Raw genomic sequence first — 13350 nt, forward strand, 5'->3', positions numbered from 1 at the left:
GGCCCGATCCGTCCCAGGTGTCTACGCTGGGTGGTGTTGTCGGGCAGCCGCGCCGCCGGAACAGAACCGGCGGCCCTACCAGCCGAGGAATCCCGTGAGTGACACCCCATTCGGATTCGGCCTTCCGCCGGAGGAGCCGGACGACGGCGACGAGGGCAAGAAGAAGGACCAGCAGAGCGGTGGTGGTCAGGGACCGGCCAACCCGTTCGGTTTCGGCGGACTGCCCGGAGCCGGGGGCTTTGGCGGTGGCCCCGGTGGCCCCGGTGCGGACAATCCGTTCGCCGCCATGTTCGGTTCCCTGAACCCCACCGACCTGGGTGCCGCGTTCCAGCAGCTGGGCCAGATGCTCTCCTACGAGGGCGGCCCGGTGAACTGGGACATGGCCAAGCAGATCGCCCGCCAGACGGTCGCCCAGGGCACCCCGGACGGCTCCAGGGACGCGAGCGTCGGCCCCGCCGAGCGCAGGGCCGTCGAGGACGCCGTCCGCCTGGCCGACCTGTGGCTCGACGACGTCACGTCGCTGCCGTCCGGCGCCGCCTCCGCGGTGGCCTGGAGCCGCGCGGAGTGGGTCGAGGCGACCCTGCCCGCGTGGCAGGAGCTCGTCGACCCGGTCGCCGAGCGCGTCGGCACCGCCATGGGCGACGTCCTGCCGGAGGAGATGCAGGCCATGGCCGGCCCGCTGATCGGCATGATGCGCTCGATGGGCGGCGCCATGTTCGGCACGCAGATCGGACAGGCCGTCGGCGTGCTCGCCGGCGAGGTCGTCGGCTCCTCCGACATCGGCCTGCCGCTCGGCCCGGCCGGCAAGGCCGCGCTGCTGCCGGTGAACGTGGAGACCTTCGGCAAGGACCTCGGCGTGCCCAAGGAGGAGGTGCGGCTGTACCTCGCCCTGCGCGAGGCCGCCCACCAGCGCCTCTTCGCGCACGTGCCGTGGCTGCGCTCGCACCTGTTCGGCGCGGTCGACGGCTACGCGCGCGGGATCAAGGTCGACACGGCCAAGCTGGAGGACGTGGTCGGCCAGTTCGACCCGCAGAACCCCGAGCAGCTTCAGGAGGCCCTCCAGCAGGGCATGTTCCAGCCGGAGGACACGCCGGAGCAGAAGGCCGCCCTGGCCCGTCTGGAGACGGCTCTGGCACTCGTCGAGGGCTGGGTGGACGCGGTGGTGCACGCCGCCGCCAAGCCCCGTCTGTCGTCCGCGGACGCGCTGCGCGAGACGCTGCGCCGCCGCCGCGCCTCGGGCGGTCCCGCCGAGCAGACGTTCGCCACGCTGATCGGCCTGGAACTGCGCCCGCGCCGCCTGCGGGACGCCTCCCGCCTGTGGGCGTCGCTCACGGACGCGCGCGGGGTGGACGGCCGGGACGCCCTGTGGTCCCACCCGGACATGCTGCCGACGGCCACCGACCTGGACGATCCGGACGGCTTCGTGCACCGCGAGCAGATCGACTTCTCCGAGTGGGACAAGATGCTCGGCGAGGCGGCGGACAGGCCGGCCCCCGGGAAGAAGGACGAGGGCGACGGCAAGGGCGACGGCGCCGAGTGAGCCTGTACAACGACGCGGTCCTCGTCCTGAAGGAGTACGAGGACCAGGCCGAGCTGCGCCAGGCCTACCTGGACCACCTGGCGGAGCATCCGGACGGCATGGAGAAGTCCTGCCGGGCGGGTCACCTCACGGCGAGCGCGCTGGTGATCGACCCCGACGGCGGGCGGGTGCTGCTGACCCTGCACAGGAAGCTGCGCAGGTGGCTCCAGATGGGCGGCCACTGCGAGCCGGGCGACGCCTCCCTGGCTGCCGCGGCCCTGCGCGAGGCGACGGAGGAGTCGGGCGTCGGCGGGCTGACGTTGCTGCCCGGCGGCCCGGTGCGACTCGACCGGCACCCGATCCCGCCGCCGTGCCACTGCCACTTCGACGTCCAGTACGCGGCCCTGGCCCCGCCGGGGGCCGTGCACGTGGTTAGCGAGGAGTCCCTCGACGTGCGCTGGTTCGCGTACGAGGAGGTGTCGGACGTGGCCGACGAGTCGGTCGTGCGCCTGGTGGAGGCGACGCGCCGGAGACTCGGAGTCTGAGGCACGAAGTCCGCGGCACGGAGTCCGAGGCACGGGCGGGGGCGAGCGCCTTCGCGGTCACTCCCGCCCGTGCCTGCCGGCGGCCGGTCAGCTCCAGGCGTTTCCCTGGTTCTGGCCCCGGGCGCCCTGCTGCCCCATGCCGTACTGGGCGGCGAGGCCCGAGCCGATCCGGGCGTTCTGCGGCGGCAGCAGCTCGCTGGGCTGGACCAGCGCGAAGCCGGTGCCCATGAAGCTGAGCTCCCAGCCCTCACCGGTGCTGCCGCGGCGCCGCCACACCCCGGAGGAGTGCGTCTGGGCCTGCATCTGCACGCGCAGGCTCGTGGACCAGGCGACGATCGCGTCGGCGTCGCAGTTGACGTACTTGTCGGGCGTCACCTGCATCAGCAGCGGCATGCCCGAGGTCATCAGGGCGACCTTGCCGCGGCCGGTGATGTTGAGCTGGTACTTTCCGGAGCCGGAGATGCCGTACAGGCTGTCGACGGCGATGACCTCGTGGTGCAGGGAGGAGTCCATCGCCAGCACGTAGCTGCTGTCGACGGTGAGACCGTCCTGGTCCACCTCCATGACGTGGATGTGCTGCTTGAGGTTGGCGAGGTAGACGGTGCCCTGTCCGTGACAGCGCATCAGGTCCAGGCCCTCGCCGGTGTGCGCACGCGCGCGTGCCTGGTCGTTGCTCCGGTACTCGGCGTCGAACTCGACCAGGCCCTGGTAGGCGACCATGGTGCCCTTGCGGGCCAGGACGTCGTCGTGGCCCTCCAGGGCGACGCGCAGCATCTGCTTGTTCTGCAGGCTCCAGCGCTCCTGGGTCTGCTGCTCGTTGTAGGCGAAAATCGGGCTCTGCATGGTGTGTTGCTCCCCCTCAGCCCCGGACCCGGAGGCGGTCGGTACTGTCCTCGCTGGGCTGGACGACGACGATGCCCTGGCCGGAGAAGGCCATCTGGTAGGCCTCGCCGCTGCCCCGCCCGATCAGCGACTGCGCCCGGAAGCTGCGCTTGCCCTTCACCTTGAGGTTCGGGGACCAGGCGACCAGCGCGTCCGGGTCGACGTAGGTCTCGTCCTCGCCGCCGCCGCAGTCGACGACGATGGGCTTGCCCCGGGAGGTCAGCGCCACCCAGCCCTGCCCGGAGATCCTGGTGTTCCACAGGCCCTGCCCGGCGAACTTCGCCAGGCCCTTGACCCGCTCGACGCCCCACGTCAGGTGGGCGTCGAAGGCGAGCAGGTTGGTGGCGTTCACGGAGATGCCGTCGCCGTCGAGGTTGATGACGACGACGTTGGCACCGTAGTCGGCGAGGTAGAGCAGGCCGTCGCCGGAGCACTTCATCAGGGGCGCGCCTTCGCCGGTGACCCAGTCCCGGGCGATCTGGCGCACGGCGGGCGGGTTGGGCTCGTACTGGATGAAGCCCTCGTAGGCGACCATCGAGCCCACGCGGGCGAGGAGGTCGTGCCCGCTCTGCAGGGCGACCTTCAGCATGTGGTTGCCGTGGTTCTCCATGCGGGCGGTGACGGGTGCGGGGGCGTGGCCCGCGAGCTGCTGGGTCATGACGGGCTCCCCCTAGACCTCGTACGGCTGGACGACGATGAAGTTGCCGGGGGCTCCCCGGAACTGGAGGTTGACGCTCTCCCCGGTGTCGCCGGGATAGGCGTTGCGGCGCATCCGCACCTGGCTGGAGACGACCACCTGGGCGGCGGCCGACCAGGCGACGACGGCGTTGCAGTCGGCGAACGTGGTGGGCGTGACGGGCAGGACGACGGGCGTGCCGTGCGTCTTGACGACGATCGTGCCGGTGCCCTGGAACTGCATCGTGAACAGCGCGCCGCCGGGGATGCCGTGGCCCTCGATGCGGCGGACCTCGTACTGCAGGCTCTCGTCGAAGGCGAGGACGTTCTCGGCGGAGACGCACACGGCGTCGCCCTGGAGCTCGATCGGGTGCAGCATCGTCGAGTTCTCGGCGAGGAACACCTGGCCCTGGCCCGTACAGCGCATCAGCTGCATCTCCTGGCCGGTGGCGTTGCCCACGATCCGGCCGGCGAAGCCGGCGCCCTTGTAGCTGAAGTCGACCTTGCCCTGGTAGAGCACCATGCTGCCCTGCCGGGCGAGCACCGGCTGGCCGCCGACGCCGAGGTCCACGCGGACCATCTTCTTGTTCTGCTGCGTCCAGCGCTGTCCCGTGGGCGTCTCCTTGAACTGCTGGAGCGCGGCGGCGACCCCGGCGCCCTGCGGGACGGCGCCCTGGGGTGCTCCGTAGGGCGCCTGCCGGCCCGGGTCCTGGCCGAACGGCGGCTGCTGGCCGTACCCCGCAGGCGGGGTGGGGTGCTGGCCGTAGCCGGGAGGCGGGGTGGGCTGCTGGGTGTGACCGGGCGGCGGGGCCGGGTGCTGCCCGTAGCCGGGCGGCGGGGTCGGCTGTCCGTAGCCGGGCGGCGGGGCCGGAGCCTGCGGGGCGGGCGGCTGGGTGTGGCCGGGCGGCGGGGCGGTCTGGCCGTATGGGGGCTGTGGCGCGCCGTAGGGCGCGGGCGGTGCCGGGGGCGGGACGGTCCCGCCGGGCGGGGTGTGCATCGGCGCGACGATGGTCGGCGCGGCGTGCACCCCGGGCGCGGAGGGCGGGGGCGGGGTGGCTCCGGGCGGGGGTGCGAAACCCTGCGCGGCGGGCTGGGGGGCGGGCGCGGGCGCCGGGGCGCCGGGGACGCCGAAGGCGGGCGGCGCGGAGGCCTGGGCGGGCGGGGCGAACCCCGGAACGGCGCCGGACGGGGGCTGCTGCGGGGCGGCGGGCGTCTCCTCCTCGGCGACCTCGCCGCCGAAGTTCTTCAGCAGCGCGTCCAGGCCGCCGTCGAAGCCCTGCCCGACGGCGGCGAAACGCCACACGTCCTTGAGGTAGAAGTCGCCCAGCATCACGGCCCGCTCGGTGGAGAACTCCGAGCCGTCGAAGGGGTACCGGGCCACCTCCTCGCCCCCCGCGACGATGCGGAGGTATCCGGGGGCGATCTGCGACATCTGCCCGGCGCCGTCGATCGTCGCCGTGAAGGACAGCTTGTGGATCTGCGGCGGGATCCTGTCCAGCGTCACCCTGAAGGACTCCGTGTCGCCCGCCTGCGCACCCAGGAGCTGGACGGCCTCCTCGGGGGACTTCGGCTGGTTGTAGAACACGAAGTAGCGGTCGTCCGAGAGCCGTTCGTCGGCGTCCAGACCGAAGCAGCTGATGTCGAAGGTCAGCCCGGGGCCGGAGATCTGTACGCCCACGTACAGATCCGTACCCGCCGTGAGGTCACTGATCCTGGCCTTGTGGCCGCGTTGGAATTCCCTGGCCATGCGTAACGACCGTCCCCCATCCCGATGTGAGTGCGTCGCGCCAGGCTAACGGCAAAGACGGACATCGGAGGAAGTCGGTACAGACCCGGTACACAACCCGCGCAGAGCCGTATCAGCAGCTCGATCACACAAAGCGGTCACTCACCCCGCGTACCGGGAGGGTGCGGCAGCCGCTCGGCGGCCACCACGCCCTCCAGGTAGCCCCTGGCCCGCTCGGTGCGCGGGTAGGCCTCCAGCAGCCGCCAGAAACGGGGTCCGTGTCCGGGGACGAGCAGGTGCGCCAGCTCGTGGACGAGGACGTAGTCGACGACGTACTCGGGCATGCCCTGCAGGCGGTGCGACAGGCGGATGCTGCCCTCCGACGGGGTGCACGAGCCCCAGCGCGTGTTCTGGTTGGTCACCCAGCGGACCGAGACGGGGCGGGCGCGCCCGCCGAAGTACTGGGTGGACAGCCGCCCGGCGCGCTCGGCCAGCTCGGCGTCGCCGAGGGCCCGCCTGCTCTCCTGGGCCGCCAGCTTGTCGAGCATGACGTTCACCCAGCGCTGCTCCTCCGCCTCGGACATCCGGGCGGGGATGAGCACGACGGTGCGATCGCCCTCGCGGTACGCGGAGACCGTCCTGCGTCGACGGGTGCTCCTGCGGACCTCGATCGCGCTCGCCCCCGAGCCGCTAGGCGGCTGGCTCGTCGTACTGCGCTGTGGCTTTCCGGCGCGGTGCAGGGGGTCGGCGGGCACGCCCCGACGTTACCGGGTGCGCCCGGGGAAGTCCCGGCTCCGGGACGCTTCGGTGCCGATCGCCCCACCGCGCGCCGGATTTGTACGACGATTCTCCCCGCTTGTGGACAACTTTCTGCAATCGCTCACGGACCGGGGCATGCTGGCACTCGCCGACGGAACCGCGACCGGGTCCGGCCGGCGGACGGGGACGATCGAGGACTTGCCGAAGACTTGTCGAGCACTTACGGGGGGCCTGCTCATGCATCCGATGGTGAAACCCGCGCTCCGGCGCGGCTGGCGCGACCTCAACACCGTGCAGTTCGGGATGACCCCGGCGCACGCGATGACGCTCGGCCCGATGGACACCGCGACGGGCAGCTTCCTCGACCTGCTCAACGGCACCCGCGGGCTCGGGCTCCTGCGCGAGGAGGGACGCCGCATGGACCTGCCCGACGGCCACGTCGACGCCCTGGTGACCAGGCTGGGGCGGGCCGGGCTCCTCGACGACGCGCTCGGCGGCGGACCGGCCGCCGACGCCCTGCGGAAGAGGAAGGAGGTCCTCGACCGGCTGCGCCCCGATCTGGCCTCACTGTCCCTGACCACGTCCGAGCCGGGTGACGCGATCAGGGTTCTGGCCGCCCGCCGCTCCCTGCGCGTGCAGGTGCGGGGCGCCGGCCGGGTGGGCGCGGTACTGGCCTCACTGCTGTCGGCGGCCGGGGTGGGCGAGGTCGACGTACGCGACGTCGGCCGCGTCGAGCCCTGGGACGTCGCCCCGGGCGGCCTGCCGGCGGAGGCGGCCGGCGAGCGCAGGGACGAAGCGGCCCGCCGCGCGGCCCGCCGCGCCGCTCCCGACCGGCCGCCGCGCCGCGGCCCTCGGGCACGGCGGGACGGGGACGACCCGGGGTTCTCCCTGGTGATCCTCGTCCCGCGCGACGACGTCGCCGTCCACGCGCCCGCCCCGTCCGCCGCGGAGTCCCTCATGGCCTCCGGCACGCCCCACCTCCACGCGGGTGTCGTGGAGGGAACCGGCGTGGTCGGTCCTCTCGTCCTGCCGGGTGAGACGGGCTGCGCGGGCTGCCTGCAGGAGAGCCGCACCGACCGGGACCCGGCCTGGCCGCGCCTGGTCGCCCAGTGGCGCTCCGGAAAGCAGCACCAGGTGCGTCCGTGCGACGTGACACTGGCCACTACGGTGGCCGGACTCGCGGCCGCCCACGCGCTCGCTTTCCTGGACGGCCGGACACCGTCGAGTGCCGGAGCACGCTGGGAAGTCTCCGTTCCCGGCCTCACCTGGCACGCGCGGCCGGTCCGGGCCCATCCCGCGTGCCCGTGCGGAGCCGCGGAGAAAGGTAACGGGGAACGCGCCTCCGAGGACGGGGCGCCGCACGAGACAATGGCTGTGCAACGGCCGTCGGAGCGGTGGTGCCGTCAGGCAGACGCGGAGCGGTCGGCTGGGACTTGGAGGGCGCATGTCTGATCTTCCCCGGAAGGCGGTCACCCGTACCGCCAAGCTCGCCGCGCTCCCGCTCGGCTTCGCCGGCCGGGCGACCTGGGGACTCGGCAAGCGGATCGTCGGCGAGTCAGCGGAGATCGTCGGCCGCGAGCTGCAGCAGCGCACCGCGGAGCAGCTGTTCAAGGTGCTCGGCGAGCTCAAGGGCGGTGCGATGAAGTTCGGTCAGGCCCTGTCCGTCTTCGAGTCGGCGCTGCCCGAGGAGATCGCCGGTCCCTACCGGGCCGCGCTGACGAAGCTCCAGGACGCGGCGCCGCCGATGCCGACGCGCACCGTGCACGCGGTGCTGCGGGAGCGGCTCGGCGCGGACTGGCACGAGCTGTTCCGGGAGTTCGAGGACAAGCCCGCCGCGGCGGCCTCGATCGGTCAGGTGCACCGAGGGGTGTGGCACGACGGCCGCGAGGTGGCGGTCAAGGTGCAGTACCCGGGTGCGGGCGAGGCCCTGCTGTCCGACCTGAACCAGCTGAGCCGCTTCGCCCGCCTGCTGGGCCCGCTGATCCCCGGCATGGACATCAAGCCGCTGATCACAGAGCTCAAGGACCGGGTGTCGGAGGAACTGGACTACGGTCTGGAGGCCCAGGCCCAGCAGGCCCACGCCGAGGAGTTCACCGGCGACCCGGACGTCGTGGTGCCGCACGTGGTCCACCAGTGCGACCAGGTCCTGATCACCGAGTGGATCGACGGCATCCCGCTGTCGGAGATCATCTCGCAGGGCACTCAGGAACAGCGCGACCGGGCCGGCCAGCTCCTGGCCCATTTCCTCTTCTCCGGCCCGGCCCGCACCGGCCTGCTGCACGCCGACCCGCACCCGGGCAACTTCCGGCTCCTGCCCGGCGGCCCGGAGGGCGAGGACGACTGGCGCCTGGGCGTGCTGGACTTCGGCACGGTCGACCGCCTCCCGGGCGGCCTGCCGGCCACCATCGGCGAATCCCTGCGGATGACCCTCGACGGCCAGGCGGAGGCCGTCCACGAGCTGCTCTGCGAGGAGGGCTTCATCAAGGAGTCCATGGAGCTGGACCCGGACGCCGTCCTCGACTACCTGCTGCCGATCATCGAACCGGCGCAGGTCGACGCGTTCACCTTCACCCGCGGCTGGATGCGCAACCAGGCGGCCCGCATCGCCGACCCCCGCTCCCCCGCCTACCAGCTGGGCAAGCAGCTCAACCTGCCCCCGGCCTACCTCCTGATCCACCGGGTGACCCTGAGCACGATCGGTGTCCTGTGCCAGCTCGGCGCGACGGTGCGTCTGCGGGAGGAGCTGGAGGAGTGGCTGCCGGGGTTCGTGCCGGAGGAGAGCGTGGAGGAGGAACCGGCGGCGGAGGCCTAGCGCGACGGCGGCCGGTCGCTCGGCGCACCGCGGAGGACCGTCCGCTCACCTCGTCACCGGGCCGAGCCCGGACGTCCCTCGGTCGCCCTGCGGTTCCGCCGCCGGTCGCCCTGCGGTTCCCCCGCGAGCAGGACGCACGCAGACAGCGGCGGGTGCCGTTCTCCACGCGGGAGGTCCAGGCCGGCCGCGGGCCTTGGGCCCGGGTGCCGCGACGGGCGCCCACCAGGAACTCGGGGTGCGTGGAGGAGGCGCCGTCGTCACCGTCCCCGGGCGGGGCTCGTCATCCGGCGACGACGGCGCCGCGGCCGGCGCTCGGCGGGCACGACGCGCCGCGGGGGCCGGTCCGTTCGGCACGGACCGGCCCCCGCGGGAAAGCTTCGCCTCCCGAGGGGAGGACACCGCTTCGGGTGGGCGGTTACTGCATGACCGCCATGGCGAGCGCCCTGCGGGCGCGCCGCGAGGCGCGCTCCGCCCGGCGCTGCATCCGGCGGGCGGTCACCAGACGCATGGCCCGGCGTTCCCGCTGCGCCTCCTGCAGTCGCTCGTGCATATGCGCACGAGCCAGGGCTTCTGGGATGAGTTGCATCTCTCGGGTCCTGTTCTGGCGCGAGTCGTTCGCGCCGCTGGTAGTGAAGTCTTCGGTCGCGGAGCCTGCGGGCTCATGGATGGACGGCTTCATCGGGGCCTGCTTCTGGGGGTCGTGCGTGAGGGGGCGGTCGATCGTTCCTGCGGTGTTCATGCGGTGACCGGGTTCTTGCGCGGGCGGCCACGCGGCCGCTTCCGGGCGACGACGACACCCTGGACGAACAGCTCGCCACCCCAGACGCCCCAGGGCTCACGCCGCTCCTTGGCGCCGGCGAGGCATGCCTCGATCAGCGGGCAGGTGCGGCAGAGGGACTTGGCGTACTCGACGTCCGCCGGCGACTCGGCGAAGAAGACCTCCGGGTCGTTGGAGCGGCAGGGGACGGGCACGCCCAGGTTCTCGATGGCGTCGTCGAGCGCGGTGAGCGCGGTGAGCGGAGTCAAGGTCGGGTCCTCCGTGGAGCCGGGCTTGGGGATCGTTTCGGAAGGCGGTACGGACGGGGCGTGCGCTTCGAGTTGCACGGGTCGTCTTCCTCGTCTGGTCGTTCCGGCCGGTTGGCCGGGGGGCGGCTTGGTACCGGGTTCTTTTCTTGTCCCGAGGCCCCTTCGTCCTGCCGTCCCCGTTCGGGGAAAACAGAAGGGCCGCGGATCCCGGATGGGGTTCCGCGGCCCTGAAGGCGCCGGCCTGATCGGCGATCAGGCTGGATCACTCCAGGGTTTCGGCCCACGGAAGGCCCACATCAGGTGGTGCTGCGTCGTCTGCTTCCGGAATCCGGCACCGGTCGCCGCAAAGGCATAGGCCTGCGCCTGTGCCTCTACTGCCGCTTCCAGTGCCTTGGTCGGTCGCTCGTTGCGCTCACGGACAGGAAGGCCCGCGGGAGCAGAGGAGAAGGACGCCGGACGCACGGCACGAATGCCGGACAGACCGGTGCCCAGGTTGGAGACGCCGAGCATGCACAGGGAGACGGCCGAGCGATCGGTCATTTTCACGGTGCTGATGGAGCTGGTGTTGATGCTGATCACTGGACTCGCCTCCTCTCGGCGTCTCGGAGGACTGGGTGAACCAGTCCGACGGATATGCAAGTACAACACGGAATCAGGGCCTCCGAGAAGGCCGCTGCTCTCGTGCCTAAGAACCTATGGGGATTGCTGGGGCATGCGCAAACTATTTTTTCGATGAGTTGGGATCAGTCCTCCCCGGCCTCGTCCGCACCGTGCCGGCCTGCGCAGATGGCCAGAACGTCGGCTCCGTAGCGGCGGAGCTTGCGCATGCCGACCCCGGGGATCCGGGCGAGCTCGTGCTCGTCCTCGGGGGCGGTCTCGGCGATCGCCATCAGCGTCTTGTCGGTGAAGACGCAGAAGGCGGGCTGCCCGCTGCTTCCCGCCTGCCGGGCACGCCACTCGCGCAGCCGCTCGTAGAGGCCCTCGTCCATGTCGGAGGGGCAGTCCTCACAGCGCATCAGCTTCATCTCGCCCGCGTCGGTCAGGGTGCGGCCGCACACCCGGCAGCGGGCGGGGATGCGCTGCGTCCGCCGCGGGGCGGACGCCCCGCTTCCGGAGAAACCGCGTTCGATGCCGCCCGAGGCACCGGCGGCGGTGCGCCCCGCGGCGGTGACGGATCCGGGGCGCAGCCCGTCCAGGAAGCGGCTGGGACGGCGGTTCGGACGGCCGCCGGGCGAGCGGGCCAGCGCCCAGGAGAGATGGAGGTGCCGGCGGGCACGGGTGACACCGACGTAGAGCAGACGGCGTTCCTCCTCGATCTGCTCGTCGGTCTTCGCGTAGGTGATCGGCATCATGCCCTCGGCGACCCCGACGAGGAAGACGACGTCCCACTCCAGGCCCTTGGCCGAGTGCAGGGAGGCGAGGGTGACGCCCTGGACGGTCGGGGCGTGCTGGGCACTGGCCCGCTCGTCGAGCTCGGCGACGAGGTCGGCGAGGGTGGCGCCGGGTCGGGCGGCGGCGAAGTCCTGGGCGAGGTTGACCAGGGCGGCCAGGGACTCCCAGCGTTCGCGCACGGCGCCGGAGCCTGCCGGGGGCTTGGGCGTCCAGCCCTCCCCCGACAGCACGGCGCGCACCTGGGAGGGCAGGTCGACGGCGTCGTCGAGGAGGGAGTCGTTGCCGCCGAACCGGGCCGCGCCGCGCAGGGCGATGCCGGCCTTGCGCACCTCGGGGCGGTCGAAGAAGCGCTCGGCGCCGCGCAGCTGGTAGGGGACTCCGGCGTCGGCGAGGGCCTGTTCATAGGTCTCGGACTGGGCGTTCGTACGGAACAGGACGGCGATCTCGCCGGCCGGGACCCCGGCGTCGATGAGCTCGCGGATGCGGCGGGCGGCGCCCTCGGCCTCGGCGGGCTCGTCGGTGTACTCGCTGTAGACGGGCTCGGGGCCCGGGGGCCGCTGGGAGACCAGCTCCAGGCGGTGGTCGGCGGCCCGGCCCCGGGCCTGGGCGAGCAGCCCGTTGGCGAGGTGCACGATCTGGGGGGTGGAGCGGTAGTCGCGGACCAGTTTCACGACGGTGGCGCCGGGGTGGCGGACGCGGAAGTCGAGCAGGTGGTCGGGGGTTGCTCCGGTGAACGAGTAGATCGTCTGGCTGGCGTCACCGACCACGCACAGGTTGTCCCGGTCGCCGAGCCACAGTTCCAGCAGCCGTTGCTGGAGGGGGCTGACGTCCTGGTACTCGTCGACCACGAAGTGCTGGTACTGGGCGCGTACCTGGTCGGCGATGTCCTGCCGGTCCTGCAGGACGGCCACGGTCAGCAGCAGCACGTCCTCGAAGTCGATGACGACGCGCTCGCGCTTGAGGTCCTCGTAGGCGGAGTAGAGCTGGGCGATCTCGGCCGGGTCGCGGGGGGCCTCGCGGCCGGCCTTGGCGGCCGCGAGCGGGTAGTCGGCCGGGACCGTCTGGGTGACCTTGGACCACTCGATCTCGGCGGTGACGTCCCGCAGCTCACCCCGGTCGAGCCGGATGCGGCAGGCCGCGGCCGCGTCGGCGACGAGCTGGATCTTGCGGTCGACGAGCCGGGGCATGGAGCCGCCGATGGCTTTCGGCCAGAAGTACTGGAGCTGGCGCAGGGCCGCCGAGTGGAACGTACGGGCCTGGACGCCGGCGGCACCGAGCTGGCGCAGCCGGCCGCGCATCTCACCGGCGGCGCGGTTGGTGAAGGTGACGGCGAGCACGCTGGAGGGCTGCAGGATCCCGGCGCGCACCCCGTAGGCGATGCGGTGGGTGATCGCCCGGGTCTTGCCCGTGCCGGCTCCCGCCAGCACGCACACCGGGCCGTGCAGGGAGGTGGCCACCTCGCGCTGCTCGGGGTCGAGCCCTTCGAGCACCGCGTCGGCCGAGTCCGGTACCTGCGGGAAGAGCGTGGAGTGCGTTGCTGCTGTCACACAGCCATGCTGCCAGGTCGCCGGAGACGGGTGAGGCGGTTGTCCACAGGGCTGCACCGACAGTCGTACTGATGCGGCAGGCGTCACGCGGCCGGGCGCCGCTCACGGGAATGCCTGCGCTTTCAAGCACGTTTTCCCCTGCGAGCACACTTTCCGAGCCGCCGAAGGAGCACGAGAGACATGCCGGGCACTGTGACGATGTACAGCACGACGTGGTGCGGCTACTGCCGTCGGCTGAAGAGCCAGCTGGACCGCGAGGGCATCGCGTACACCGAGATCAACATCGAGCAGGACCCGGAGTCCGCGGCGTTCGTCGAGAAGGCGAACGGCGGGAACCAGACGGTTCCGACGGTTCAGGTGGTTCCCTCCGGCGGTGGCCCCGAGGTCGTGATGACGAACCCGAGCCTCGCCCAGGTGAAGCAGGCGCTCGGCGTCTGACCCGGGAGCAGGCGCACGGGACCCCGCCC

Annotated in this window: 13 protein-coding genes; 5 read left to right on the forward strand and 8 right to left on the reverse strand. The window is 72.3% G+C overall.

The features are described from left to right. The first annotated feature begins 94 nt into the window (after positions 1 to 94). The gene (locus AB0L29_RS11885; RefSeq protein ID WP_365825938.1) at positions 95 to 1540 is read left to right on the forward strand and encodes a zinc-dependent metalloprotease; all 1446 of its coding nucleotides are present in this window, start codon (positions 95 to 97) and stop codon (positions 1538 to 1540) included. Beyond that, positions 1537 to 2064, forward strand: a complete 528-nt coding sequence (locus tag AB0L29_RS11890) for an NUDIX hydrolase (RefSeq protein ID WP_365825940.1) — start codon at positions 1537 to 1539, stop codon at positions 2062 to 2064. The genes AB0L29_RS11885 and AB0L29_RS11890 overlap by 4 nt, the downstream gene beginning before the upstream one ends. A gap of 87 nt (positions 2065 to 2151) precedes the next feature. Here AB0L29_RS11890 and AB0L29_RS11895 read toward each other — a convergent pair whose 3' ends face one another. The 4 genes from AB0L29_RS11895 to AB0L29_RS11910 form a co-directional block, all read right to left on the reverse strand. Next, positions 2152 to 2907, reverse strand: coding sequence for an AIM24 family protein (locus AB0L29_RS11895; RefSeq protein WP_365825942.1), 756 nt, complete (start codon positions 2905 to 2907; stop codon positions 2152 to 2154). Positions 2908 to 2923: 16 nt separating this feature from the next. Next, positions 2924 to 3604 carry an AIM24 family protein gene (locus AB0L29_RS11900; protein WP_365825944.1) on the reverse strand — a complete coding sequence of 227 codons (681 nt, stop codon included), beginning with the start codon at positions 3602 to 3604 and terminating at the stop codon, positions 2924 to 2926. Between the two features lie 12 nt (positions 3605 to 3616). Beyond that, positions 3617 to 5368: a TerD family protein gene (locus AB0L29_RS11905; RefSeq protein ID WP_365825946.1), complete on the reverse strand. Its 1752-nt coding sequence runs from the start codon at positions 5366 to 5368 to the stop codon at positions 3617 to 3619. Positions 5369 to 5505: 137 nt separating this feature from the next. After that, on the reverse strand, positions 5506 to 6102 hold the full coding sequence (locus AB0L29_RS11910; RefSeq protein WP_365825948.1) for a M48 family metallopeptidase: 597 nt from the start codon (positions 6100 to 6102) through the stop codon (positions 5506 to 5508). Positions 6103 to 6343: 241 nt separating this feature from the next. On the opposite strand from AB0L29_RS11910, the gene AB0L29_RS11915 reads away from it, so the two are divergent. Continuing rightward, the gene (locus tag AB0L29_RS11915) at positions 6344 to 7558 is read left to right on the forward strand and encodes a TOMM precursor leader peptide-binding protein (RefSeq protein ID WP_365825950.1); all 1215 of its coding nucleotides are present in this window, start codon (positions 6344 to 6346) and stop codon (positions 7556 to 7558) included. Further along, complete coding sequence (locus AB0L29_RS11920; RefSeq protein WP_365825952.1) at positions 7551 to 8918, forward strand: AarF/ABC1/UbiB kinase family protein; 1368 nt, start codon at positions 7551 to 7553, stop codon at positions 8916 to 8918. The genes AB0L29_RS11915 and AB0L29_RS11920 overlap by 8 nt, the downstream gene beginning before the upstream one ends. 415 nt (positions 8919 to 9333) lie before the next feature. Here AB0L29_RS11920 and AB0L29_RS11925 read toward each other — a convergent pair whose 3' ends face one another. From AB0L29_RS11925 to AB0L29_RS11940, 4 genes are all read right to left on the reverse strand, one after another. After that, on the reverse strand, positions 9334 to 9657 hold the full coding sequence (locus AB0L29_RS11925; RefSeq protein WP_365825954.1) for a hypothetical protein: 324 nt from the start codon (positions 9655 to 9657) through the stop codon (positions 9334 to 9336). Continuing rightward, a complete protein-coding gene (locus AB0L29_RS11930) occupies positions 9654 to 10022 on the reverse strand; it encodes a WhiB family transcriptional regulator (RefSeq protein ID WP_365825956.1) in 369 nt (122 codons plus the stop codon). The genes AB0L29_RS11925 and AB0L29_RS11930 overlap by 4 nt, the downstream gene beginning before the upstream one ends. Before the next feature lie 174 nt (positions 10023 to 10196). Beyond that, positions 10197 to 10523 carry a hypothetical protein gene (locus AB0L29_RS11935; protein ID WP_365825958.1) on the reverse strand — a complete coding sequence of 109 codons (327 nt, stop codon included), beginning with the start codon at positions 10521 to 10523 and terminating at the stop codon, positions 10197 to 10199. Between the two features lie 164 nt (positions 10524 to 10687). Continuing rightward, on the reverse strand, positions 10688 to 12940 hold the full coding sequence (locus tag AB0L29_RS11940; RefSeq protein ID WP_365825959.1) for an ATP-dependent DNA helicase UvrD2: 2253 nt from the start codon (positions 12938 to 12940) through the stop codon (positions 10688 to 10690). Positions 12941 to 13063: 123 nt separating this feature from the next. On the opposite strand from AB0L29_RS11940, the gene AB0L29_RS11945 reads away from it, so the two are divergent. Beyond that, positions 13064 to 13321 (forward strand): mycoredoxin, encoded by a 258-nt coding sequence (locus tag AB0L29_RS11945; RefSeq protein WP_365825961.1) that lies wholly within the window; start codon positions 13064 to 13066, stop codon positions 13319 to 13321. Positions 13322 to 13350: the final 29 nt, after the last annotated feature.

Source organism: Streptomyces sp. NPDC052701 (assembly GCF_040678355.1).
Lineage (GTDB): Bacteria > Actinomycetota > Actinomycetes > Streptomycetales > Streptomycetaceae > Streptomyces.

Coding starts and splice junctions, on each gene's coding strand:
- AB0L29_RS11920 (WP_365825952.1), top strand. CDS start 7,551: ATGTCTGATCTTCCCCGGAAGGCGGTCACCCGTACCGCCAAGCTCGCC.
- AB0L29_RS11915 (WP_365825950.1), top strand. CDS start 6,344: ATGCATCCGATGGTGAAACCCGCGCTCCGGCGCGGCTGGCGCGACCTC.
- AB0L29_RS11945 (WP_365825961.1), top strand. CDS start 13,064: ATGCCGGGCACTGTGACGATGTACAGCACGACGTGGTGCGGCTACTGC.
- AB0L29_RS11905 (WP_365825946.1), bottom strand. CDS start 5,368: ATGGCCAGGGAATTCCAACGCGGCCACAAGGCCAGGATCAGTGACCTC.
- AB0L29_RS11925 (WP_365825954.1), bottom strand. CDS start 9,657: ATGAACACCGCAGGAACGATCGACCGCCCCCTCACGCACGACCCCCAG.
- AB0L29_RS11895 (WP_365825942.1), bottom strand. CDS start 2,907: ATGCAGAGCCCGATTTTCGCCTACAACGAGCAGCAGACCCAGGAGCGC.
- AB0L29_RS11900 (WP_365825944.1), bottom strand. CDS start 3,604: ATGACCCAGCAGCTCGCGGGCCACGCCCCCGCACCCGTCACCGCCCGC.